Origin of the sequence: Actinosynnema pretiosum (genome assembly GCF_024171695.1) — a bacterium.
Classification (GTDB): Bacteria; Actinomycetota; Actinomycetes; order Mycobacteriales; family Pseudonocardiaceae; genus Actinosynnema; species Actinosynnema pretiosum.
Genome location: NZ_JAMTCF010000001.1, coordinates 258,057 through 284,349, shown reverse-complemented (window position 1 = coordinate 284,349; position 26,293 = coordinate 258,057). Strand labels below are relative to the sequence as shown.

The 26,293-nt window shown below is 76.1% G+C and carries 5 protein-coding genes; 3 read left to right on the top strand and 2 right to left on the bottom strand.

The annotated features are described in order from the left end of the window. Positions 1 to 2 precede the first annotated feature (2 nt). Positions 3 to 1,262: a pyridoxal phosphate-dependent aminotransferase gene (locus LV78_RS01080; protein ID WP_253842620.1), complete on the bottom strand. Its 1,260-nt coding sequence runs from the start codon at positions 1,260 to 1,262 to the stop codon at positions 3 to 5. 100 nt (positions 1,263 to 1,362) lie between these two features. Then, positions 1,363 to 2,715, bottom strand: a complete 1,353-nt coding sequence (locus LV78_RS01075; protein ID WP_253842619.1) for a KamA family radical SAM protein — start codon at positions 2,713 to 2,715, stop codon at positions 1,363 to 1,365. A gap of 558 nt (positions 2,716 to 3,273) precedes the next feature. Between LV78_RS01075 and LV78_RS01070 the strand changes: the two genes are divergently transcribed. The 3 genes from LV78_RS01070 to LV78_RS01060 all read left to right on the top strand — a co-directional run bounded on the left by LV78_RS01070 (position 3,274) and on the right by LV78_RS01060 (position 26,097). Next, a complete protein-coding gene (locus LV78_RS01070; protein WP_253842618.1) occupies positions 3,274 to 4,461 on the top strand; it encodes a cytochrome P450 in 1,188 nt (395 codons plus the stop codon). Next, positions 4,458 to 4,700, top strand: coding sequence for a ferredoxin (locus tag LV78_RS01065; protein ID WP_253842617.1), 243 nt, complete (start codon positions 4,458 to 4,460; stop codon positions 4,698 to 4,700). Before LV78_RS01070 ends, LV78_RS01065 begins: the two co-directional genes overlap by 4 nt. Before the next feature lie 100 nt (positions 4,701 to 4,800). Then, positions 4,801 to 26,097, top strand: a complete 21,297-nt coding sequence (locus tag LV78_RS01060) for a type I polyketide synthase (protein ID WP_253842616.1) — start codon at positions 4,801 to 4,803, stop codon at positions 26,095 to 26,097. The last annotated feature ends 196 nt before the right edge of the window (positions 26,098 to 26,293 follow it).

The following is a 26,293-nucleotide window of genomic DNA, read 5'->3' as shown; positions in this document are numbered from 1 at the left end:
CCTCAGCCCGCGCTCAGCTTGGTGAACGCCTGCTCGATCGCGGCCAGCGCCTCGGCCACGTGCGGCACGGTCGTCGGGTCCGCCGCCGCCATCGCCGCGTGCTGCTCCTCGCGGGTGCCGCCGTACAGCACGCTCGTGGCGGCCCGGAACCGCAGCGCCCGCGCGTCGTCGCCGAAGTGCACGCCCGCCAGCACGGCCACCCCGGACTCGCCGAGCAGGTGCGCCTGGAGCGTCTCACCGTCCACCACGCCGCGCCGGGCGAGCGGCTCGCGCAGCGGCTCGAAGTCCGGGTACACGTAGAACCCGCCCGTCGGCGGCCGGGTCAGCGCGCCAGCGCCCTCGGCCAGCCGCCACACCGCCCTCGCCACCGCGCCGTGCAGCCGCGCGTCCGCGTCCCGCCTGGCCACCAGCTCGACGGGCTCGTCGAACGCGTACTCGGCCACCGCCTGCATCGGACCGGCCAGCGTCGACCACACCTCGCTGGCCACCGACGCCACGTCCGCGCGCATCCGCCGCCCCGCCTCGTCGGCGGGGAAGCGGGCCGCGCCGATCCGCCAGCCGCCCAGCGCCAGGCTCTTGCTCAGCCCGGTGATCACGACCGTGCGCGAGGGCGACACCTCGGCCGGGCTCAGGTACTCGAAGTCCGGGTCGTGGATCACGTCCCGGTAGATCTCGTCCGACACCAGCAGCAGGTCCTCGTCCTCGGCCACGGCGCAGATCCGCCGCACCAGGTCCGGGGTCGCGGTGGTGCCGGTCGGGTTGTCCGGCGAGGTCAGCACGACGATGCGCGGGTCACCGCCCTCGGCGCGGGCCTGCCGCACCCGCTCGCGCAGCGCGTCCGGGTCCGGGACGCCGCCGCACTCGGCGGGCACCGGAACCCCGAACACCCGCTTGCCCGCCAGCACCGCCTGCGGCGCGTAGGTCACCCAGCACGGCTGCGCCAGCAGCACGTCACCGGGCACGACCAGCTGCAGCGCCAGCAGCAGCGCCTTGCTGCCGGGGGCGACGACCACCTGGTCGGGGTCGGTCGGCAGCGACCGCCGCGCGCAGTACTCGGCGAACGCCCGCAGCACGCCGGGCGCGCCGGGCACCGGACCGTAGGAGTTGCGGTCCGCGCCCTCGGCGAGCCGCTCCACCAGTCCGGGGAACACGGGCAGGCGCGATTCGCCGAACCCCAGGTGCACGATCGGCTCGCCTGCGGCCTGGCGCAGCGAGACCAGGTGGTCCAGCGCCAGGTTGGGCGAGATCTTCCGGACGGCCACACCGAGCCCTTTCGTCGTGGGGGAGTGGGGAACGGGAGCGCGGGAGGGGGGAGGGGGAGGGACCGGGAGCGGCGCCCGGCCGAGCGCGGAGAAGGGGCGCTCAGCCGAGCGCCGCGGTCTGCGGCGCGCTCTTCGGGACCGAGCTGGTCACGGCGGCCAGCAGGTCGGCGGGCGTCGACGGGTCGATCTCCAGCTCGTCCAGCCACGACGCGGTCTCCGAGAACCGGGCCCGGAACGGGCGGCCCACCAGCTCGGGGACGCGCGCCTGCACCATCCGCAGCCGGAAGTGCCTGCCGTCCGGCGCGTCCTCGATCCCGTCGACCAGCACCTTGCCCGGCGTGGCCGACATGCTCGGGCCGCGCACCGTGCGCGCCAGGCCCGGCAGCGTCCGGTACGCGCCCTGGAAGATCTCGACCGCGCGCGCCAGCGGCACCTTGAAGTACTCGCGGGGACCGGTGTCCCGCTCGACGAACATGTAGTACGGCACCAGGCCCGCCGACAGCTCGCCGCGCCACATGTCGGCCCACACCCGCGAGTCGTCGTTGACGTGCTTGATCAGCGGCGCCTGGCAGTACACCACCGCGCCGGTGCCCCTGATCCGGGACAGCGCCGCGCGGGCCAGGTCCGTCTCCAGCTCGCGCGGGTGGCTGAAGTGCGCCATCACCGCCAGCGAGCGGCCGGAGGCCACCACGCGCTCGAACAGGCGCAGCACCTCGTCCGCGTCCGGGTCGGTGGTGAAGCGGTGCGGCCAGTAGGCCACCGACTTCGTGCCGATCCGGATCGTGCGCACGGTGTCCACCGCCAGCAGCGGCTCCAGGTGCGTGCGCAGCCGCTCGGTGCTCATGATCATCGGGTCGCCGCCGGTGACCAGCACGTCCGTCACCGCCGGGTGCTCGCGCAGGTAGCGCACCAGCAGCTCCGGGCCGGGCGCGGCGAACCGCAGGTCCGCGTCGCCCACGAACTGCGCCCAGCGGAAGCAGTAGGTGCAGTACGCGTGGCAGGTCTGCCCCTGCTGCGGGAAGTACAGCGCCGTCTCCCGGTACTTGTGCTGCACGCCCGGCAGCACCTCCCCGTCCAGCATCGGGACGTTGAGCTCCTTCTGCCCGGCCGGGTGCGGGTTCAACCCGCCGCGCACCCGCTCGACCGCTGACCGCAGCCCGCGCTTGTCCTTGGCCCGCATCAGGTCGGCCAGCTCGCGCTCGTCCTCCTCGGCCAGCATCCCGCGCTGCGGGAACACCAGCTGGAAGATCGGGTCGTCCGGCACCCGCGCCCAGTCGACCAGGTGCGAGAGCACGTACTCGTTGACCCGGAACGGCAGCACCTGCGAGATGACCCGCACCGCCTCCAGCAGGTCCGGGCGCGGCGCGTACCTGGCCGCGACCTCGTCGACGTGGTGGGGCCCCAACGACCGGAAGCGGGGCGCCTCCGGGAGAACGGCGAGCGGCAGGGACATGCGCGAGCACCTTCCGTTTCGGTCTTCCCGGTTTTTCGCTCGAACGGCCGCGGCGCGGAAAGACCGCGGTGCTGGGAAATGCGCGTCCGACCGCGCGCCGGATCGGCGCGCGGCGAGTGGGGCGCGAGGCGAGGGCGCCGCGCGGAGAACGCACGAGGGGAAGTTCGCGGGTGGTTCCGCTGAGCGACCTTAAGCGCGAAATGCCCCCGCGCAACCCCTAGCGCGGCCCCTGCGCGACCCCTCACCGCCCCGCGTCCACGACCCGCGCGCACCACCCCCGCGCCCCGACCTGGACCGAACTCCCAGGTCGGGGCTTCCGCTGACCGGTGGTCGGGGTCGGGGGTGGGGCGGGGCGGTCGCCGGGCGGCTAGGGGGACCGTAGGGGGACTTCCGGGGTTTAGCGGACTTCCGCGACGTGCTTAGTCTTTCTCGACGACCGGGGGCGGGAATTTCCCAGAGCCATTCACGTGGCAGCCGGGAACGGCTTCCGGGCACAGGCCCAAAGGGACCGGCGCGCGGTGGTCGGGCAGGCTCCCGCGCACCCGGAGGAGAAGACGGATGACAGCAACCCAGCAGGTCCGGACCTACCCGTTCAGCGAGGAACTGGGTATCCACGTCGATCCCATCTACGCCGAGCTGCGCAGCGAGGAGCCCGTCAACCGGGTGCAGATGCCCTACGGCGAGGTCTCCTGGTTAACCCTCGGCTACGAGGACACCAAGACCGTGCTGACCGACCCGCGCTTCAGCCGGGCGGCGGCGCAGGGCCAGGACCAGCCCCGGTTGCGAGAGGAGATGGCGTACGAGGGCATCGTCGGCCTCGACCCGCCGGACCACACCCGCCTGCGCAAGCTCGCGGGCAAGGCGCTCACCGCCCGGCGCGTCAACGCCATGCGCCCGCACGCGGTGCGCATCGCCGAGAAGTGCGCCGAGGACATGATCGCCCACGGCTCGCCGGTCGACCTGGTCGAGCACTTCGCGCTGCCCTTCCCGATCGCGGTCATCTGCGACCTGATCGGCGTGCCCTTCGAGGACCGGGGCAAGTTCCGGGTCTGGACCGACGGCCTGACCAACACGGCCAAGCCTGTCATGTCCCAGGCCGAGGAGCTGTTCGCGTACATGGCCACCCTGGTGGCCAAGCGCCGCGAGGAGCCCACCGACGACCTGCTCACCGCCCTGGTGCGCGCCCGCGACGACGAGGACCAGCTCACCGAGCAGGAGCTGCTGTCGATCGCGAGCGTCGGCCTGCTGCTGACCGGCTCCGAGGCGGTCTCCACGCACATCCCCAACTTCCTCTACGCCCTGCTCACCAGCCCCGAGCACTACGAGCAGCTCAAGGCCCAGCCGGAGCTGATCCCGGCCGCCGTCGAGGAGATGCTGCGGTTCATCCCGCTCAACCCGGCCGCGCTGTTCCCCCGCTACGCCACCGAGGACGTCAAGCTCGGCAACGTCGTGATCCGCGAGGGCGAGCCGATCCTGGCGTCGATCCCCGGCGCCAACCGCGACCCCGAGGTCTTCGCCGAGCCGGAGAGGATGGACTTCACCCGCGAGTCGAACCCGCACGTCGCGTTCGGCCACGGCCCGCACCACTGCCTCGGCGCGCAGCTCGCCCGGATGGAGCTCCAGGTCATGCTGGAGGTCATCACCACGAAGTTCCCGAACCTGCGCCTGGCCGAGGGCGACGAGGGCGTGGAGTGGAAGCGCGGCCTGCTGGTGCGCGGCCCGAAGAAGCTGCGGGTGGCCTGGTGAACAACGCCACCGAGGCCACCACCTGGACGGTCGCCGTCGACCGCGCGGCCTGCATCGGCACCGGCGTGTGCGTGAGCACCTCGCCGGAGCACCTGGAGATCCGCGACGGCAAGGTCTCCGCCCGCGCGACCGAGACCGGTCCCGCGCAGTACCTGCTCGACGCGGCGGACATGTGCCCCATGGCCGCCATCACCGTCACCGAGACGGCCACGGGCCGGGTCCTCGCACCCGAGGAGTAGGCCCGACCACCGCCGTCCCCGGCCGGGAGGGGCACCCTCCCGGTCCGGGGACGAGCCATGTCCAGGACCCAGGACCGACCGCCGGACCAGTGGAGCACGGATGAGCCAGCCCGAGAACGCCGAGCCCGCCACCACCGCAGCGCCCCTGGCGCGGTTGGCCGAGCTGCCACCAGCGGAACAGGAACGCGTCCTGCTCGGCGTCGTGCACGAGCAGGTCGTCGCGGTGCTCAAGGCAGCCCTGCCGGACGCCCCCGACCGGGTCGCCCCCGAGCGCCCCTTCAAGGAGCTGGGCTTCGACTCGCTGGCCGCCGTCGACCTGCACCGCAGGCTGTCGGAGGCCACCGGTCTCGACCTGCCGGTCACCCTGGTCTTCGACCACCCCACCCCGCTCGCCGTGGCCCGCCTCGCGCGCCGCCTCGCGCTGGGCGAGCGCGCCGTCCCCGTGGTGGACGAGCCCGTGCCCGCGCGGCGCGACCGGGACGACGAGCCCATCGCCATCGTCGGCGTCGGCTGCCGCTACCCCGGCGGCAGCGACACCCCCGAGAAGCTGTGGGAGATCGTCGCGGGCGGCAGGCACGTCAGCTCCGGCTTCCCCGAGGACCGGGGCTGGGACCTGGACGCCCTGTTCGACCCCGAGCCCGGCAAGCCCGGCAAGTCCTACGTGCGCAAGGGCGGCTTCCTCACCGAGGCCGCCGAGTTCGACGCCGCGTTCTTCGGCATCAGCCCGCGCGAGGCCCTGGCGATGGACCCGCAGCAGCGCCTGGTCCTGGAGACCGCGTGGGAGGCGCTGGAGCACGCGGGCGTCGACCCGCTGTCGCTGCGCGGCAGCCGCACCGGCGTCTACATCGGCGTCGAGCCCCAGGAGTACGGGCCGCGCCTGCACCAGGCCCCCGAGGGCTTGGACGGCTACCTGCTCACCGGCAACGCGCCCAGCGTCGTCTCCGGTCGCCTCGCCTACTCGCTGGGCCTGGAAGGCCCCACCGTCTCGATCGACACCGCCTGCTCCGGCTCGCTGGTGGCGCTGCACCTGGCGGTGCGGGCGCTGCGCGACGGCGACTGCACCGCCGCGCTCGCGGGCGGCGTCGCGGTCATGGTGCACCCCGGCGCGTTCACCGCGTTCAGCACCCAGCGCGGCCTCGCGCCCGACGGCGTGTGCAAGCCCTTCGCCGCCGCCGCCGACGGCACCGGCTGGGCCGAGGGCGTCGGCGTGGTCGTGCTGGAGCGGCTGTCCGACGCGCTGCGCGAGGGCCACCGCGTGCTCGGCGTCATCCGGGGCACCGCCGTCAACCAGGACGGCGCCTCCAACGGCCTGACCGCGCCCAGCGGCCCCGCGCAGCAGCGCGTCATCCGGCAGGCGCTCGCGGACGCGGGCCTGCGACCGTCCGACGTGGACACGGTGGAGGCGCACGGCACCGGCACCCGCCTGGGCGACCCGATCGAGGCGCAGGCGCTCCTGGCGACCTACGGCCAGGACCGCACCGAGCCGCTGTGGCTGGGCTCCATCAAGTCCAACATCGGCCACAGCCAGGCCGCGGCGGGCGTCGCGGGCATCATCAAGGTCGTCTACGCCATGCGCGAGCGGGTCCTGCCGCGCACCCTGCACGTGGACGCCCCGACCCCGCACGTGGACTGGTCGGCGGGCGACATCGAGCTGCTGACCGAGCAGCGCCCGTGGGACTCGCCCGACCGGCCCCGCCGCGCGGGCATCTCGTCGTTCGGCGTCAGCGGCACCAACGCGCACGTCGTGATCGAGGAGCCCCCGGCGGTCCCGCCGGTCGCGCCCGCGAAGCCGGTGAAGGCGGCCAAGTCCGCCAAGAAGTCCAAGAAGGCCGAGGCCGCCGCGCCCGTCCCGGTCCCGCTGGTGCTCTCCGGCCGGGGCGAGGCCGCGCTGCGCGGCCAGGCCGCCAGGCTCGCCGAGTTCCTCGCCGACCCCACCGCGCCCGACCTGGTCGACACCGCCCACGAGCTGGCCCTGCGCCGCGCCGCCCTGGAGCACCGCGCGGTCCTGCACGCCACCGACCGCGCTGACGCCCTGCGCGGCCTTGCCGCCCTCGCCGCCGGGCAGGACGCCCCCGGCCTGGTGCGCGGCGCCGCCACGTCGGGCCCGACCGCGTTCCTGTTCACCGGCCAGGGCAGCCAGCGCCTGTCGGCGGGCCGCGAGCTGTACCGCGCCCACCCGGTGTTCGCCAAGGCGCTGGACGCGGCCTGCGGCTGGCTCGACCTCCAGCTCGACCGCCCCCTCGGCGAGGTGATGTTCGCCGAGCCGGGCACCGAGGCCGCCGCGCTGCTCGACCGCACCGCCTACGCGCAGAGCGCCCTGTTCGCCCTGGAGACCGCCCTCTACCGGCTGGTCGAGTCCTGGGGCCTGCGCCCCGACTACGTCGCGGGCCACTCGCTGGGCGGCATCACCGCCGCGCACGTCGCGGGCGTGCTGTCCCTGGAGGACGCCGCGCTGCTCGTCGGCGCGCGCGGCAGGCTCATGCAGGCGCTTCCCGAGGGCGGCGCGATGGTGTCCGTCCGCGCCCCCGAGTCCGAGGTGCTGCCGCTGCTGGCCGGCCGCGAGGCCGAGGTGCGGGTGGCCGCCGTCAACGGGCCCGCCGCCACCGTGATCTCCGGCGTGGAGACCGCCGTCCTGGAGATCGCCGGGGTCCTGGCCGACCGGGGCGTGAAGACCAAGCGGCTCACCGTCTCGCACGCCTTCCACTCCCCGCTGATGGAACCGGCGCTCGCCGAGTTCCGCCGCGTCGCCGAGCTGATGACCTACTCGGCGCCCACCATCCCGGTGGTCTCCGACGTCACCGGCGAGCTGGCCACCGCCGAGCAGCTGCGCTCCCCGGAGTACTGGGTCGGGCACATCCGCCAGGCCGTCCGGTTCCGCGACGTGGTCGCCGAGCTGGCCGCGCGCGGCGTCGCCACCTTCCTCGAACTCGGCCCCGACGCCGTCCTCACCGCCATGGCGCAGGACTGCGTGGCCGAGGTCGAGAACACCGACTTCGCCTTCGCAGCCCTGCTGCGCCGCGACCGCGACGAGGTCGCCGAGGTCCGCGCCGCCGTCGCCCTCGCGCACACCCGAGGCCAGGCCGTGCGCTGGGCCGAGCTGCTGCCGCAGGGCTCCGGCGCGCGCGTCGACCTGCCCCGCTACGCCTTCCAGCGCGAGCGCTACTGGCTCACCGCCGGTGCGGGCGGGGCGGGCGGCGCGGCCGAGCTGGGCCAGCTCGCCGCCGACCACCCGCTCGTCGGCGCCGTCGTCGGCCTCGCGGGCGGCGACCGGGTCGTGCTCACCGGCCGGGTCTCCCCGCGCACCCACCCGTGGCTGGCCGACCACGTCATCTCCGGCTCGGTCCTGCTGCCCGGCACCGCGTTCGTGGAGCTGGCCGTGCGCGCGGGCGACGAGGTCGGCTGCGGCGTGCTCGAAGAGCTGACCCTGGAAGCCCCGCTGGTGCTGCCCGAGCGCGGCGGCGTCGTGCTCCAGGTCGTCGTGGACGCCCCCGACGACGGCGGCAGGCGCACCGTGGCCGTGCACTCGCGGCCCGAGCACGCCCCCGAGGACGCGGGCTGGACCCGCCACGCGGGCGGCGTGCTGTCCGCGCAGGCCCCGGAACCGGGCGAGCGCCTGGAGACCTGGCCGCCGCGCGACGCCGAACCGGTCGACGCCTCCACCGCGTACGCCGACCTCGCCGCCCTGGGCTACGGCTACGGCCCGGTGTTCCAGGGCCTGCGCAAGGCGTGGCGGCGCGGCGCCGGCCCCTCCGCCGAGGTGTACGCCGAGGTGGCGCTGCCCGAGTCGGTCGCCGCGTCCGCCGCCTCCTTCGGCCTGCACCCCGCGCTGCTCGACGCCGCCCTGCACGCCGTGGACGTCGCGGGCACCGCGCCCGGCGACCCCGGCGAGGTGCGCGTCCCGTTCGCCTGGAACGACGTCGTGCTGCACGCCACCGGCGCGTCGGCGGTGCGCGTGCGCATCAGCCCCGCCGGGGCCGACGCGGTGTCGCTGACCATCACCGACCCGGCGGGCGCGCCCGTGGCGGCGGTCGGCTCGTTCGTCTCCCGCGCGGTCACCGCCGAGCAGCTCGCCGCCGCCCGCCGCGAGCACCACGAGTCGCTGCTGCGCCAGGAGTGGGTCTCCCGGCCCGTCCCGTCCGGCCCGCCCCGCCCGGCCACCGCGCTCGGCGCGGGCCACGCCGACCTGGCCGCGCTGGGCGCCGCCCTCACCTCGGGCGCGACCGTGCCCGAGACCGTGGTCTACCACGTGCCGACCGGCACCGGTGACGTGCTCGTGGACGTCCGCGCCGCGCTCGACGCCGTGCTCACCGTGGTCCGCCAGTGGCTCGCCGACGAGCGCTTCGGCCCGTCCCGGCTGGTCGTGGTCACCCGAGGCGTCCGCGACGCCGACCTCGCGCACACCCCGGTGTGGGGCCTGGTGCGCGCCGCGCAGGCGGAGAACCCGGACCGCTTCACCCTCGTCGACCTGGACGACGCCCCCGAGTCCGCCGCGCAGCTGCTCCCGGCCGTCGCCACCGGCGAGCCGGAGCTGTCCGTGCGCGACGGCAAGGTCTCCGTGCCGCGCCTGGCGCGCGTCCCGGTCGAGGAGCCCGCCGCCGACCCGTGGGCGGACGAGGGCACGACCCTGGTCACCGGCGGCACCGGCGGCCTCGGCGCGCTGGTCGCCAAGCACCTGGCTGCCAGGGGCGCCCGGCAGCTGGTGCTCACCAGCCGACGCGGCCCGGACGCGCCCGGCGCGGCCGAGCTGGTCGCGGAGCTGGCCGACCTCGGCGCGACCGCCCGCGTGGTGGCCTGCGACGTGGCCGACCGCGCCGCCGTCGCCGCCCTGCTCGACGGCATCACCGACCTGACCGCCGTCGTGCACACCGCGGGCGTCGTCGCCGACGGCACGGTCGGCACCCTCACCGCCGAGCGCGTGGACGAGGTGCTGCGCCCCAAGGCCGACGCCGCCTGGCACCTGCACGAGCTGACCCAGGACCGCGACCTGACCGCGTTCGTCCTCTACTCCTCGCTGGCCGCGCTGCTCGACAACCCCGGCCAGGGCAACTACGCCGCCGCCAACCTGTTCCTCAACGCCCTGGCCGAGCGCCGCCGCGCCGACGGCCTGCCCGCCACCGCCCTCACCTGGGGCCTGTGGCTGGGGGAGAGCGGCATGGGCTCGGTGCTCGACACCGCCGCCCTGCACCGCATCGAGGCCTCCGGGATGCCGGGCCTGACCCCCGAGGAGAACCTGGCGCTGCTCGACGCCGCGCTCACCACCGCCGAGCCGGTGCTCGCGCCGGTCCGCCTGGACCTGACCGCGCTGCGCGCCCGCCCCGACGGCGTCCCCGCCCTGCTGCGCGTCCTCGCCCCCACCGCCGCGCGCCGCGCCGCCGGGGGAGCGGCCCAGTCCGGCGGCGACGGCCTGGGCGTCCGCTTGGCCGAGCTGCCCGAGGCCGACCGGGACCGCGTCCTGCTCGACCTGGTCCGCGCGCACGTCGCGGCCGTCCTCGGCCACGGCGGCGGCGACGCCATCGAGCCCAGGCGCGCGTTCAGCGAGATCGGCTTCGACTCGCTGGCGGCCGTGGAGCTGCGCAACCGGCTCACCACCGCCACCGGCCTGCGGCTGCCCGCGACCCTGGTGTTCGACTACCCGACCCCGCTCGCGCTGGTGGGGCACCTGAAGGAGAAGGCGCTCGGCGACCGCGCCGCCGCCGCGCCCGTCCAGCGCGCCACCGTCACGGCCGTCGACGACGAGCCCATCGCCGTGGTCGGCATGAGCTGCCGCTTCCCCGGCGGCGTCACCACGCCCGAGGAGCTGTGGCGCCTGGTCGCCGACGGCGTCGACGGCATCTCGCGCTTCCCCGACGACCGGGGCTGGGACGTGGACTCGCTCTACGACCCCGAGCCCGGCAAGCCCGGCCGCACCTACTCGGTCGAGGGCGGGTTCCTGGCCGACGCGCTGGACTTCGACGCCGAGTTCTTCGGCATCAGCCCGCGCGAGGCCACCGCGATGGACCCGCAGCAGCGCCTGCTGCTGGAGACCGCCTGGGAGGCCCTGGAGCGCGCGGGCATCGACCCGACCTCGCTCAAGGGCAGCCCGACCGGCGTGTTCGCGGGCATCATGTACCACGACTACGCCTTGCGGCTGAAGGACATCCCGGAGGACCTGGCCGGGTACCTGGGCAACGGCTCGCTCGCGAGCGTCGCGTCCGGCCGCGTCGCGTACGTGCTCGGCCTCGAAGGCCCGGCCGTCTCGGTCGACACCGCCTGCTCCTCGTCGCTGGTGTCCATCCACCTCGCCGCGCAGGCCCTGCGCGGCGGCGAGTGCTCGCTCGCCCTGGCCGGTGGCGTCACCGTCATGGCCACGCCCGACACGTTCCTGGACTTCAGCCTCCAGCGCGGCCTCGCCGCCGACGGCCGGTCCAAGTCGTTCTCCGCCGACGCCGACGGCACCGCCTGGGGCGAGGGCGTCGGCGTGCTCGTGCTGGAGCGGCTGTCCGACGCGCGCCGCAACGGGCACGAGGTCCTGGCCGTGGTCAAGGGCTCCGCGATCAACCAGGACGGCGCGTCCAACGGCCTGACCGCCCCCAACGGCCCGTCGCAGCAGCGGGTCATCCGCGCCGCGCTGGCCGTGGCGGGCCTGTCGCACACCGAGGTCGACGCCGTCGAGGCGCACGGCACCGGCACCCGCCTCGGCGACCCGATCGAGGCGCAGGCGCTGCTGGCGACCTACGGCCAGGACCGCACCGAGCCGCTGTGGCTGGGCTCGATCAAGTCGAACGTCGGCCACACCCAGGCCGCCGCCGGGGTCGCGGGCGTGATCAAGATGGTCATGGCCATGCGCGAGGGCGTGCTGCCGCGCACCCTGCACGTGGGCGAGCGCACCCCGCAGGTCGACTGGTCCGAGGGCGCGGTCGAGCTGCTGACCGAGGCGCGCCCGTGGCCGGAGACCGGTCGCCCGCGCCGCGCGGGCGTCTCGTCGTTCGGCATCAGCGGCACCAACGCGCACGTCGTGCTGGAGCAGGCCCCCGCCGCCGAACCCGCCGCGCCCGCCGAGCCCGACGCCGCCGGACCGCAGCCCTCCGGTCTGGTGCCGTGGGTGCTGTCCGCCCGCACCGAGGACGCCCTGCGCGAGCAGGCCGCCAGGCTGCGCGAGCACGTCGGCTCGGCGTCCCCGCGCGAGATCGCCTGGTCGCTGGCCACCACCCGCGCCGCCCTGGAGCGCCGCGCCGTCGTGGTCGGCGAGGACGCCGACCAGTTCGACGCCGCGCTGTCCGCGCTGGCCTCCGGCGAGGCCGCCGCGTCCGTCGTGGACGGCGAGGCGCTGTCCGACCCGAGGGTCGTGTTCGTCTTCCCCGGCCAGGGCTCGCAGTGGGCGGGCATGGCCGTTGAGCTGCTCGACTCGTCCCCGGTGTTCGCCGAGCGGATGCGCGAGTGCGCCGCCGCGCTGGCCCCGCACGTGGACTGGAACCTGGTCGACGTCGTGCGCGACGCCCCCGGCGTCCCGCCGCTGAACCGGGTGGACGTGCTCCAGCCGGTGCTCTGGGCGATCACCGTGTCCCTGGCGGAGCTGTGGAAGCACCACGGCGTGCGCCCCGACGCGGTCGTCGGCCACTCCCAGGGCGAGATCGCCGCCGCCGTCGTCTCCGGCGCCTTGTCCTTGCGGGACGGCGCCGCGATCGTCGCGCTGCGCAGCGTCCTGATCGGCGAGGAGCTGTCCGGCAAGAGCGGGATGCTGTCCATCCAGCTCCCGCTGGAGGAGGTCACCCCGCGCCTGACCGAGGGCCTGACCATCGCCGGGCTCAACGGCGCCCGCTCGGTCGTCGTCGCCGGTCACCCCGAGGGGCTGGCCGCGCTCCGGGCCCGGTTGGACGACGAGGGCGTGCGCGCCCGACCCGTCAAGATCGACTACGCCTCGCACTCCCCGCACGTGGAGGTGATCCGCGAGCGCCTGCTGGCCGTCATCGCGGACGTCGTCCCGCGCGCCGCCACCACCCCGTTCTGCTCCACCGTCACCGGCGGCTTCCTGGACGGGACCGCGCTCGGCGCCGACTACTGGTACTCGAACCTGCGCGAGAAGGTCGACTTCGTCGGCGCCAGCCGCACCCTGCTCGGCTCCGGCCACACCGTCTTCATCGAGTGCAGCGCGCACCCCGTGCTGCCCTCGGCCCTGCAGGAGACCGCCGACGAGGACGAGCGCGAGATCGCCGCGATCCCGACCCTGCGCCGCGACGACGGCGGCCCCCGCAGGCTGCTGCTGTCGCTGGCCCAGGCCTGGGCGCGCGGCGTCGACGTGGACTGGACCACCCTGCTCACCGGCCCCACCGCCCCGCGCAAGGTCGCCCTGCCCACCTACGCCTTCCAGCACCGCCGCTTCTGGCTCGACGCCACCGACGGCCCCGGCGACGTCTCGTCGGCGGGCCTCGGCGCCACCGGCCACCCGCTGCTGGGCGCGACCACCACCACCGCCGGGAACGACGGCGTCCTGCTCACCGGCCGCCTCGCGCTCGACACCCACCCGTGGCTGGCCGACCACGCCGCCTCCGGCGTCGTCCTGCTGCCCGGCACCGCGTTCGTGGAGCTGGCGGTCCGGGCGGGCGACCAGGTCGGCTGCGACCGCGTCGACGAGCTGACCCTGGAGGCCCCGCTGGTGCTGCCCGCGCGCGGCGGCACCGTCCTGCAGGTCGCGGTCGGCGCGCCCGACGCCACCGGCAGGCGCGCGGTGAGCGTGCACTCCCGCCCCGAGGACGCCGACTCCTCGTGGACCAGGCACGCCTCCGGCTTCCTGGACCACGCCCCGCGCACCAGCCCCGAGCGGCTGACCGCGTGGCCGCCGCCCGGCGCGACCAAGATCGACGTCGACGCCCTCTACGCGGAGCTGGCGGCGGGCGGCTACGCCTACGGCCCGGTGTTCCGCGCCGTCCGCGCCGCCTGGCGGCAGGGCGACGTGGTGCTCGCCGAGGTCGCGCTGCCCGAGGGCGCCGACGCGGCGGGCTTCGGCCTGCACCCGGCGCTGCTCGACGCCGCCCTGCACGCCACCGGCGCCCGCGAGGGCGGGGCCGAGGACGGCCTGATCGACCTCCCGTTCGCCTGGACCGGCGTCACCCTGCACGCCTCCGGCGCGACCGCGCTGCGGGTGCGGCTCACCCCCGAGGGCGGCGGCGCGGTGTCGCTGCTGCTGACCGACCCGGCGGGCGACCCGGTCGCCACGGTCGACGCGCTGGTCACCCGGCCCATCCCGGCCGCCGCGCTGACCGGCGGCTCCGGCCAGGACTCGCTCTACCGCGTGGACTGGACCCCGGTCCCGGCGGCGGGCCCGGTCACCGGCGCGGCCACCGTGCTGGACGGCCCCGACCTGTCCGCGCTGGAGCAGGTCCCGGACTGGGTGGTGCTGCCGGTCACCGGCCAGGCCGCCCGCTCCACCGTCGACGACGTCCTCTCCGTGCTGCGCGAGTGGATCGCGGACGAGCGGTTCGCCGCCGCCCGCCTCGCGCTGGTCACCACCGGCGGCGTCCCGGCGGCGGGCCACGCCGTCGACCCGGTCGTCGCCCCGGTGTGGGGCCTGGTCAGGGCCGCGCAGGCGGAGAACCCCGACCGCTTCACCCTGCTCGACCTGGACATCGCTCTCCCCGGCAGCCCCGAGGACCTGGCGAGCGCCGTCACCACCCCGCTCGGCCTCGGCGAGCCCGAGGTCGCGGTCCGCGACGGCGCGCTCCTCGTGCCGCGCCTGGCCCGCGCCACCGACCGCCCGCAGGCCCCGTTCGCCTGGACCGCCGAGGACACCGTCCTGATCACCGGCGGCACCGGCGGCCTCGGCGCGCTGCTGGCCGGGCACCTGGCCGGTCAGGGCGTGCGGCAGCTCGTCCTCACCAGCCGTCGCGGCCCCGACGCCCCCGGCGCGGCCGAACTGGTCGCCGCGCTCGCCGACCTGGGCGCCACGACCAGGGTCGTCGCCTGCGACGTCGCCGACCGCGACTCGGTCGCCGAACTCGTCGCGGGCATTCCCGGCCTCACCGCCGTCGTGCACACGGCGGGCGCGCTCGCGGACGGCCTCGTCTCGGCCATGACCCCCGAGCAGGTCGACGCGGTCTGGCTGCCCAAGGCCGAGGGCGCGCGCAACCTGCACGAGCTCACCTCGGACCTGCGGGCGTTCGTCGTCTTCTCCTCGGCGGCGGGCGTGGTCGACGGCACCGGCCAGGGCAACTACGCCGCCGCCAACACCTACCTGGACGCGCTGGTGGAGCAGCGCCGCGCCACCGGTCTGCCAGGAACCTCGATCGCCTGGGGCCTGTGGGAGCACCGCAGCGGCATGACCGGCCACCTCACCGAGGGCGACCTCGCCCGCATGGCCCGCTCCGGCGTGCGCGGCCTGCCCGCCGCCGAGGGCCTCGCCCTGTTCGACGCCGCCCTCGCGCTCGACGCCCCGCTGCTGGTCCCGGTCCGGCTCGACCTGGCCGCCCTGCGCACCAGGGGCGAGGAGCTGCCCCGGCTGTTCCACGGCCTGGTCCGCCCCACCCGCCGCGCCGCGACCGCCGCAGGGGCCGACCGGACCCCGCGCGACGAGCTGCTCGGCCTGTCCGCCGAGGACCGGGGCCGCGTGCTGCTCGACCTGGTCCGCTCGCACGTCGCGGCCGTCCTCGGCCACGGCAGCGGCGCCGAGATCGAGCCGCGCCGCGCGTTCGGCGAGCTGGGCTTCGACTCGCTCGCGGCGGTCGAGCTGCGCAACCGGCTCACCACCGCCACCGGCCTGCGGCTGCCCGCGACCCTGGTGTTCGACCACCCGACCCCGGTCGCCCTGGTCGCGCACCTGTCCGAGTCCCTCGGCGGCGCGGCGCCCAGCGCGCCCGCCCCGGTGGCCGCGACCCGCGCGGACGACGGCGACCCGATCGCCATCGTCGCCATGGGCTGCCGCTACCCCGGCGACGTCACCACCCCCGAGGAGCTGTGGGAGCTCGTCGCGCACGGCGTCGACGCGATCTCCGGGTTCCCCGCCGATCGCGGCTGGGACACCGACGGCATCTACGACCCCGAACCCGGCAAGCCCGGCCGCACCTACGTGCGCGAGGGCGGGTTCCTCAGCGACGCGCTGGGCTTCGACGCCGGGTTCTTCGGCATCAGCCCGCGCGAGGCGCTGGCGATGGACCCGCAGCAGCGCCTCCTGCTGGAGACCGCGTGGGAGGTGATCGAGCGGGCGGGCATCGACCCGACCTCGCTCAAGGGCACCCCGACCGGCGTGTTCGCCGGCGTGATGTACCACGACTACGGCAGCAGGCTGAAGGAGGTCCCGGAGGACCTGGCCGGGTACCTGGGCAACGGCAGCATCGCCAGCGTCCTGTCCGGCCGGGTGTCCTACGTGCTCGGCCTCGAAGGCCCTGCGGTCTCCGTGGACACCGCCTGCTCCTCCTCGCTGGTGTCCATCCACCTGGCCGCGCAGGCGCTCAGGGCGGGGGAGTGCTCGCTCGCCCTCGCGGGCGGCGTCACGGTGATGTCCGCGCCGGACACCTTCGTGGACTTCAGCCTCCAGCGCGGCCTCGCCCGCAACGGCCGGTCCAAGTCGTTCTCCTCGGACGCGGACGGCACCGGCTGGGGCGAGGGCGTCGGCCTGGTCCTGCTGGAGCGGCTCTCCGACGCCCAGGCGAACGGGCACGAGGTGCTGGCCGTGCTGCGCGGCAGCGCGGTGAACCAGGACGGCGCGTCCAACGGCCTGACCGCCCCGAACGGCCCGTCGCAGCAGCGCGTCATCCGCGCGGCCCTGGCCAACGCGGGCCTGTCGCACACCGAGGTCGACGCCGTCGAGGCGCACGGCACCGGCACCCCGCTCGGCGACCCGATCGAGGCCCAGGCGCTCCTGGCCACCTACGGCCAGGACCGCGAGCACCCGCTGCTGCTGGGCTCGATCAAGTCCAACTTCGGCCACACCCAGGCCGCCGCGGGCGTCGCGGGTGTGATCAAGATGGTCATGGCGATGCGGGCGGGCCAGGTCCCGGCCACCCTGCACGTGTCCGAGCGCACCGACCAGGTCGACTGGACCGAGGGCGCGGTCGAGCTGATCACCGAGTCCCGGCCCTGGCCGGAGACCGGCCGCCCGCGCCGCGCCGGTGTCTCGTCGTTCGGCATCAGCGGCACCAACGCGCACATCGTCCTGGAGCAGGCCCCCGAGCCGGTCGCCGAGACCGCCGCCCGAGCCACCACCGGGCCGGAAACCGCCGCGCCGGAAGCGGTCGAGGCGGTCGAGCCCACCGGGGCGCTGCTGCCCCTGCTGGTCTCCGGTCGCGGCGCGGACGCGGTGCGCGCCCAGGCCGGGCTGCTCGCCGCCCACCTGGCCGCCCACCCCGACCTCGCGCCGCTCGACGTCGCGCACTCCCTGGTCACCACCCGCGCCGCGCTGGAGCAGCGCGCCGTCGTGGTCGGCGAGGACCTGGAGCGGCTCACCGCCGGGCTGTCCGCGCTGGCCTCCGGCGAAGCGGCGGCGTCCATCGTGGATGGTGCGGTGCTGTCCGACCCGAGGGTCGTGTTCGTCTTCCCCGGCCAGGGCTCGCAGTGGGTCGGCATGGCCGCCGAGCTGCTCGACGCCTCCCCGGTCTTCGCCGCCCGCATGGCCGAGTGCGCGCGGGCCCTGTCCGAGTTCGTGGACTGGGACCTGATCGCCGTGGCCCGAGGCGACGAGGACGCCCCCTCGCTGGAGCGGGTCGACGTGGTGCAGCCGGTGCTGTGGGCGATGATGGTGTCGCTGGCCGAGCTGTGGCGCGCGAACGGCGTGCGCCCCGACGCGGTCGTCGGCCACTCGCAGGGCGAGATCGCCGCCGCCGTCGCGTCCGGCGCGCTGTCCACCCGCGACGGCGCCGCGATCGTGGCGCTGCGCAGCCTCGCCATCGCCGAGGACCTGGCGGGCAAGGGCGGGATGCTGTCCGTGCAGCTGCCCGTGGACGAGGTCCGCCCCCGGCTCGCCGAGGGCCTGTCGATCGCCGTGGTCAACGGAACCCGCTCCGTGGTCGTCTCCGGCGACCCGGCCGGGCTGGACGCGCTCCAGGCCGAGCTGCGCGCCGAGGGCGCGCGGGCCAAGCGGGTCCCGGTGGACTACGCCTCGCACTCCGCCCACGTGGAGTCGATCCGCGAGCGCCTGCTCGACGTGCTCGCGGACCTGTCCCCGCGCACCTCCACCACCCCGTTCTGCTCCACCGTCACCGCCGAGTTCACCGACACCGCCGCACTTGACGCCGGGTACTGGTACACGAACCTGCGCGAGACGGTCGACTTCGTCGGCGCCACCCGGACCCTGCTCGCCACCGGGCACGCCGTGTTCGTCGAGTGCAGCCCGCACGCGGTGCTCACCTCGGCGGTCCTGGAGACCGCCGAGGAGGACGGCCGCGAGGTCGCCGCGATCGGCTCCCTGCGCCGCGACGACGGCGGCCCCCGCCGGGTGCTGCTGTCCCTGGCCCAGGCGTGGACGCGCGGCGTCGACGTGGACTGGACCGGCCTGCTCGTCGCCCAGTCCAAGGCGACCCCGCGCCGGACCGCCCTGCCCACCTACGCCTTCCAGCACCGCCGCTACTGGCTCGACGCCACCTCGGCGACCGGCGACGTCACCTCGGCGGGCCTGGCCGCGACCGCCCACCCGCTGCTCGGCGCGACCATCGCGGTGGCGGGCGCGGACGAGGTCCTGCTCACCGGCCGCCTCGCCGCCGACACCCACCCGTGGCTGGCGCACCACGCCTTCGCGGGCACGACCCTGCTCCCCGGCACCGCGTTCGTGGAGCTGGCGATCCGGGCGGGCGACCAGGTCGGCTGCGACCGCGTGGACGAGCTGACCCTGGAGGCCCCGCTCGCGCTGCCCGAGCGCGGCGGCGTGCACGTCCAGCTCCGCATCGGCGACCCCGACCGGGACGGCGGCCGGGAGCTGACCGCGCACTCCCGCGCCGAGGGCTCCGAGGCCCCGTGGACCAGGCACGCCACCGGCCGCCTGGTCCGCTCCGAGACCACCCCGGACTTCGACCTGGTCGCCTGGCCGCCGCCCGGCGCGCAGCCGGTGGACCTGGACGGCGCCTACCCGGCGCTCGACGCCCAGGGCTACGGCTACGGCCCCGCGTTCCAGGGCCTGCGCGCCGCCTGGCGCCTCGGCGACGAGGTGTTCGCCGAGGTCGAGCTGCCCGAGGACGTCGACCCGGCCGGGTACGGCCTGCACCCCGCGCTGCTCGACGCGGCGCTGCACCCGGTGCTGGTCGTGGAGTCCGGCGAGGACAAGCCGCCGCAGCTGCCGTTCTCCTGGACGGGCGTGTCGCTGTTCGCCGAGGGCGCCCGCGCCCTGCGGGTGCGGCTCACCCCGACCGGCGGCGACGGCCTGGCCATCCGGGTCGCGGACCAGGCGGGCAACCCCGTCGCCCAGGTCGCCGACCTGCTCTCCCGCGAGGTCGTCGTCCCCTCGGCCGGTGTGCCGGACGCCCTGTTCCGGATCGACTGGACCAAGATCGAGGCCGCGCCGACCACCGGCAAGCTGCTCGTGCTCGGCGACGCGCTGGGCAAGTACGTGCCCAAGGTCCCCGACCTGGCCTCGATCGGCGCGGACGTCCCGGAGTGGGTCGTGCTGCCGATCGGCTCGGCCGAGTCCTCCCGCTCCGCCGTCGACCTGGCCCTGTCCACCGCGCAGGAGTGGTTGGCGGACACCAGGTTCGCCTCCGCCAAGCTCGTGGTGCTCACCAGGGGCGGCGCGGCGGTCGGCGACGTGCCGGTCGACCCGGCCGTCACCGCCGCGCACGGCCTGATCCGGGCCGCCGCCGCCGAGAACCCCGACCGGTTCGCGCTGGTGGACACCGACGGCTGGCCGGTGCACTGGGACGGCCTGCTCGCCGCCCTCGGCTCGGGTGAGCCGGAGGTCGCGGTGCGCGGCGACGACCTGCTCGCCCCGCGCCTGGTCCGCGCTGCCCCCGACGGCCCCGCGTTCGCCTGGACCGCCGAGGACACCGTCCTGGTCACCGGCGGCACCGGCGGCCTCGGCGCGGTGCTGGCCAGGCACCTGGTGGAGCGGGGCGTGCGCGAGCTGGTCCTCACCAGCCGTCGCGGCCCCGACGCCCCCGGCGCGACCGAGCTGGTGGCCGAGCTGGCCGACCTGGGCGCCACCGCCCGCGTCGTCGCCTGCGACGTCGCCGACCGCGACTCGGTCGCCGCCCTCCTCGCGGGCGTCGACGGCCTCACCGCCGTCGTGCACACCGCAGCCGTGCTCGACGACGGCCTGGTCACCGGCCTGACCCCCGAGCGCCTGGACGCGGCCTGGAACCCCAAGGCCGAGGGCGCGCGGCACCTGCACGAGCTGACCGGCGACCTGCGGGCGTTCGTGCTGTTCTCCTCCGCCGCGGGCGTCTACGACGGCGCGGCCCAGGGCAACTACGCCGCCGCCAACACCTACGTCGACGGCCTCGCGCAGGCCCGCCGCGCCGCGGGGCTGCCGGGCGTCTCGCTCGCCTGGGGCTTCTGGTCCCAGCGCAGCGGCATGACCGACCACCTGTCCGACGTCGACTTGGCCCGCATGGGCCGCTCCGGCGTCACCGGCCTGACCACCGAGGAGGGCCTGGCGCTGTTCGACGCCAGCCTCGCCTCGGCCGAGCCGCTGCTGGTCCCGATGCGCCTGGACCTGGCCGCGCTGCGCGAGCGCGACGCGCTGCCCGCGCTGCTGAAGTCCCTGGTGCGCAAGCAGGTCCGCCGCTCCGGCGTCACCGGCGACGAGGACGGCGGCTCCGCGCTGGCCCGCAGGCTCCGCGCGCTGCCCCCGACCGACCGGACCCGCGTGGTGCTGGACCTGGTGCGCTCGCACGTCGCGGCCGTCCTCGGCCACGACGGCGCGGCGTCCGTCGACCCGCGCCGCGCGTTCCGCGACCTGGGCTTCGACTCGCTCGCGGCGGTCGAGCTGCGCAACCGCCTGGTCGCGGCCACCGGCCTGCGGCTGCCCGCGACCCTGGTGTTCGACCACCCGAACCCCGAGCTGCTGGCGGCCCTGCTGGAGACCGAGCTGGTCGGCGACGCCGAGCCCGCCGCCGAGCTGCCCGCCGCGCCCGCCCGCGCGGTGGACGACGACCCGATCGCGGTCGTCGGCATCGGCTGCCGCTTCCCCGGCGACGTCAGCACGCCCGAGGACCTGTGGCGGCTGCTCGACGGCGGCGTCGACGCCATCAGCGCGTTCCCGACCGATCGCGGCTGGGACCTGGACGCCCTGTTCGACCCGGAGCCCGGCAAGGTCGGCAAGTCCTGCTCCCTGGAAGGCGGCTTCCTGCACGACGCGGCCGACTTCGACGCCGGGTTCTTCGGCATCAGCCCGCGCGAGGCCCTGGCCACCGACCCGCAGCAGCGCCTGCTGCTGGAGACCGCCTGGGAGGCCCTGGAGCGGGCCGGGATCGACCCGGTGTCGCTGCGCGGCAGCGCGACCGGCGTGTTCGCGGGCGTGATGTACAACGACTACGCGACCCGCCTGCGGTCGGTGCCCGAGGACCTGGCCGGCTACGTCGGCAACGGCAGCCTGGGCAGCGTCGCGTCCGGCCGGGTGTCCTACGTGCTGGGTCTGGAGGGCCCGGCCGTCTCGGTCGACACCGCGTGCTCCTCCTCGCTGGTCTCCCTCCACCTGGCCGCGCAGGCGCTCAGGGCGGGGGAGTGCTCGCTGGCGCTGGCGGGCGGCGTGAGCGTCATGGCCACCCCGGACACGTTCGTCGACTTCAGCCTCCAGCGCGGCCTGGCGCCGGGCGGGCGGGCGAAGTCGTTCTCCGCCGACGCGGACGGCACCGCGATGTCCGAGGGCGTCGGGATGCTGGTCCTGGAGCGCCTCTCCGACGCCCAGGCGAACGGGCACGAGGTGCTGGCCGTGCTGCGCGGCAGCGCGGTGAACCAGGACGGCGCGTCCAACGGCCTCACCGCGCCCAACGGCCCGTCGCAGCAGCGGGTCATGCGGGCCGCGCTGTCCGTCGCGGGCCTGCGACCGTCCGAGGTGGACGCCGTCGAGGCGCACGGCACCGGCACGGTGCTCGGCGACCCGATCGAGGCCCAGGCCGTGCTCTCCACCTACGGCCAGGACCGCGCCGAGCCGCTGTGGCTGGGCTCGATCAAGTCCAACATCGGCCACACCCAGGCGGCGGCGGGCGTCGCGGGCGTCATCAAGATGATCATGGCGATCCGGGCGGGCGTGCTGCCCCGCACGCTGCACGCCGACCGGCGCACCGACCGGGTCGACTGGAGCGAGGGCGCGGTCGAGCTGCTGACCGAGTCCCGGCCGTGGCCGCAGACCGACCACCCGCGCCGCGCGGGCGTCTCCTCCTTCGGCATCAGCGGCACCAACGCGCACGTCATCGTCGAGCAGGCCCCGACCGCGCCCGCCCCGGCCACCTCCGGCCAGGACGCGCCGACCAGGGCCGTGCCCGCCCCGATCGTGCTGGCCGCCGCCGACGAGGGCGCCCTGCGCGCCCAGGCGGGGAACCTGCTGGCGCTGCTCGCGGACGGCGTCGACCGGACCGACCTGGCCCACGCCACCGCCACCACCCGCGCGGCACTGGAGCACCGCGCGGCGATCGTCCCCGGCGACCCCGCCGAGGTGCTCAAGTCCCTGGAAGCCCTGGCCACCACCGGTTCCGGCCCCGGCGTCGTGCGCGGCGCCCGCTCCACCGGGGCGCTCGCCCTGCTGTTCACCGGGCAGGGCGCGCAGCGCGCGGGCATGGGACGCGAGCTGCGCGCCGCCTGGCCGGTGTTCGCCGAGGCGTTCGACGAGGCGTGCGCGCTGCTCGACGCCGAGCTGGACACCCCGCTCGCGCAGGTCCTGGACGGCGACGACCCGGACCTGGTGCAGCAGACCCGCTACAGCCAGCCCGCCCTGTTCGCCTTCGAGGTCGCCCTGCACCGCCTGCTCCAGTCCTGGGGCGTGCGGGCGGACCTCCTCGCCGGCCACTCGATCGGCGAGCTGGCCGCCGCCCACGTCGCCGGGGTCTTCTCCCTCGCCGACGCGGCCAGGCTGGTCGCCGCGCGCGGCAGGCTCATGCAGTCCATGCGCCCCGACGGCGGCATGGTCTCGGTCCTGGCCACCGAGGAGCGCGTCCGCGCCGACCTCGTGGGCCTGGAGGGCCGGGTCGACGTCGCCGCCGTGAACGGTCCTGCCTCGACCGTCGTCTCCGGCGACGCCGACGCGCTGGCCGACCTGGTGGCGACCTGGAAGGCCGACGGCCTCAAGACCCGCGCCCTCGCGGTGTCCCACGCCTTCCACTCCCCGCACACCGACGAGGTGCTGGGCGCGTTCCGCGAGGTCGCCACGACCATCGCCTACGCCGAGCCGACCACCCCCGTGGTCTCCACCCTCACCGGCCGCCTCGCCGAACCGGGCGAGCTGACCGACCCCGAGTACTGGGTGCGGCACGTGCGCGGCGCGGTGCGCTTCCACGACGCCGTGCGCGAGCTGGAGTCCAGGGGCGCCACCACGTTCCTGGAGGTCGGCCCGGACGCGGTGCTCACCGCCCTCGGCCGCGACTGCCTGCGCGACGAGGCCGCCGCGCTGCTGACCGCCACCCAGCGCGCCGACCACCCGGAGACCACCGCGCTCGCCGCCGCCGTGGGCGCGCTCTTCGTCCGGGGCGCGACCCCGGACTGGGCCGCGCTGTTCGCCGGTGCGGGCGCCCGCCGGGTCGACCTGCCCACCTACCCGTTCCAGCGCCGCCGCTACTGGCTCGACGCCGCCGTCGGCGGCACGGGCTCGGGCACCGGCCACCCGCTGGCCGGGGACGTGCTCACCACCGCCGAGGGCGACGGCGTCCTGCTCACCGGCCGGATCTCGCCGCGCACCCACGCCTGGCTGGCCGACCACACCGTCTCGGGCGAGGTCCTGCTGCCCGGCACGGCGTTCGTGGAGCTGGCCGTCCAGGCGGGCGACCAGGTCGGCTGCGGCCGGGTCGAGGAGCTGACCCTCCAGTCCCCGCTCGTGCTCCCCGAGCGCGGCGGCGTCGTGCTCCAGGTCGCCGTGGGCGCGGCGGACGAGTCCGGTCGCCGCGCGGTCACCGCGCACTCCCGGCCCGACGCCGAGGGCGCGCAGTGGACCAGGCACGCCACCGGCTCGCTCGTCCCGGACACCACGACCGCCACCACCGACGCCGACCTGACCGGCGAGCCCGGCCGGTGGGCGCCGCAGGACGCCACCGAGCTGGACCTCACCGGGCACTACGCGGAGCTGGCCGCGCGCGGCTACGGCTACGGCCCGGCGTTCCAGGGCCTGCGCGCGGCCTGGCGGCGCGGCGACGAGGTGTTCGCCGAGGTCGCCCTGCCCGAGGAGGTCGACGCCTCCGGTTACGGCCTGCACCCGGCCCTGCTGGACGCCACCCTGCACACCGCCGAGCTGCTGGAGGACGGGCCCGGCGAGCTGACCGTGCCGTTCGCCTGGAAGGACGTGGTGCTGCGGGCCACCGGGGCGTCCGCGCTGCGGGTCCGGCTGACCCGCACCGGACCCACCGCCTACGCGGTCGCGCTGGCCGACCCGGACGGCGCGCCGGTCGCCGAGGTGGGCGCGCTGGCGGTGCGCCCGCTGCCCGCAGCCGAGGGCCCCTCGGTCGGCGACGCGCTGTTCCGGCTCGACTGGACCCCGGTGCTCGGCGCGGCCGACACCCCGGCCAGGCTCGCCGTGCTCGGCGCCCCCGGCCGCTTCCCGGCCGAGGTCGCCCACCCCGACCTGGACGCGGTGGCGGCGGCGGGCCCGCAGGGACCGGCCTCGGTCCTGGTGCCCCTGCGCACCACCGGCGACGACCCGGCCACGGCCGGACGGGCGGCGGTCGAAGGGCTGCTGCCGCTGCTGCGGCGCTGGGCCGAGGACGACCGGCTCGCGGGCAAGCGGCTCGTGGTCGTCACCACCGGCGCGGTGTCGGTGGACGGCGAGGACTCGCCGGGCCTGGCGCACGCCGCCCTGTGGGGGCTGCTGCGCTCGGCGCAGGTCGAGCACCCGGACCTGGTGAGCGTGGTCGACGTGGACGGCGACCCGGCCTCCGACCTGGCACTGCCCGCCGCCCTGACCGCAGGGGAACCGCAGCTCGCGGTGCGCGGCGGCCGGGCGTTCGTGCCCAGGCTGGTCCGGGCCGGGCTGCCCGCCGAACGCCCCGACTTCGGCTCCGGCCAGGTCCTGGTGACCGGCGGCCTGAGCGGTGTCGGCGCGACCGTTGCCAGGCACCTGGTCACCGCGCACGGCGTCACCGATCTGCTGCTCACCAGCCGTCGAGGCCAGGACGCGCCCGGCGCGGCCGACCTCGTGGCCGAGCTGACCGGCCTCGGCGCGGCGGTCGAGGTCGCCGCGTGCGACGTCGCCGACCGGGACGCCGTCGCGGCCCTGCTCACCGGCCGGTCGCTCTCGGCGGTCGTGCACTCGGCGGGCGTGGTGGACGACGCGCTGCTGTCCGGGCTCACCCCCGAGCAGGTGGCGGCGGTCTGGCGGCCCAAGGCCGAGGCCGCCTGGCACCTGCACGAGCTGACGCGGGGCCACGACCTGACCGCGTTCGTGCTGTTCTCCTCGCTGGTCTCGGTCGTCGGCGGCGCGGGCCAGTCCGCCTACGCCGCCGCCAACGGCTTCCTGGACGCGCTCGCCGCGCACCGCCGGTCCCTCGGCCTGCCCGCCACCTCGGTGGCCTGGGGCCTGTGGACCGGGGTGGCCAGCGCGATGACCGGGGAGCTGGGGGAGCGGGACCTCAGGCGGATGGCGTCCTCCGGGGTGCTCGGCCTGCGGCCCGCCGAAGGCCTGGCGCTGCTCGACGCGGCGGTGGCCTCGGACCGGGCCGACCTCGTGGCGGCCAGGCTGGACCTGGCGGCCGTGCGGCAGGCGTCCGGCGCGGTGCCCCCGGTGTTCCGGGCGCTGGTGCGCGGGGCGGTCAGGCGGGTCGCCGGGACCGGCGCGCCCACCTCGGGGCCGTCGGTGGCCGAGCAGGTCGCCGCGCTGCCCCCGGCGCGCAGGCGCGACCACCTCGTGGAGCTGGTGCGCTCCCTGGTGGCGGGCGTGCTCGGCCACGACGGGGCGCACGCGGTCGACGCGGGGAAGGGGTTCCTGGAACTCGGGTTCGACTCGCTCGCCGCGGTGGAACTGCGCAACCGGGTGGCCGAAGTGGTCGGTGTCCGGTTGTCCGCGACGCTGGTCTACGACCACCCGACGCCCGCCGCCGTGGCGGAGCTGCTGCTGTCCGGACTGGGCGGCGCCGAGGAGTCCGCGCCCTCCCTGGAGGCGGAGCTTGCCCGGTTGGAGTCCGCGCTGGAGTCCGCCGCGCCGGACGAGGAGGAGCGCGTCCGGGTCGAGAGCAGGCTGCGCGCGCTCGTGGCGCGCTGGGCAGGCGCAGGTAGGGCGGTGGACGGGGCGGCCGACGTGCTCGACGCGGTGACCGCCGACGAGCTGTTCGACATCCTGGACGAGGAGCTCGAAGCGACCGATTGATCCGCTCGACATGACCGAGTTATGACCGAGCAGTGTGAACGCCGTCACGTCATTCCCGTCACTTCGGGTTGCCGTGGCGGCGTTCGCTCGTTCGAGGGCAAGAAGATGTCCGCCCAGGTCGCGTCACGTTGCGAGCGCGTTTCACCAGGACGAAATCTTGCCTGAAAGAGACGCTAATTAGCACGAACGCAGTAGT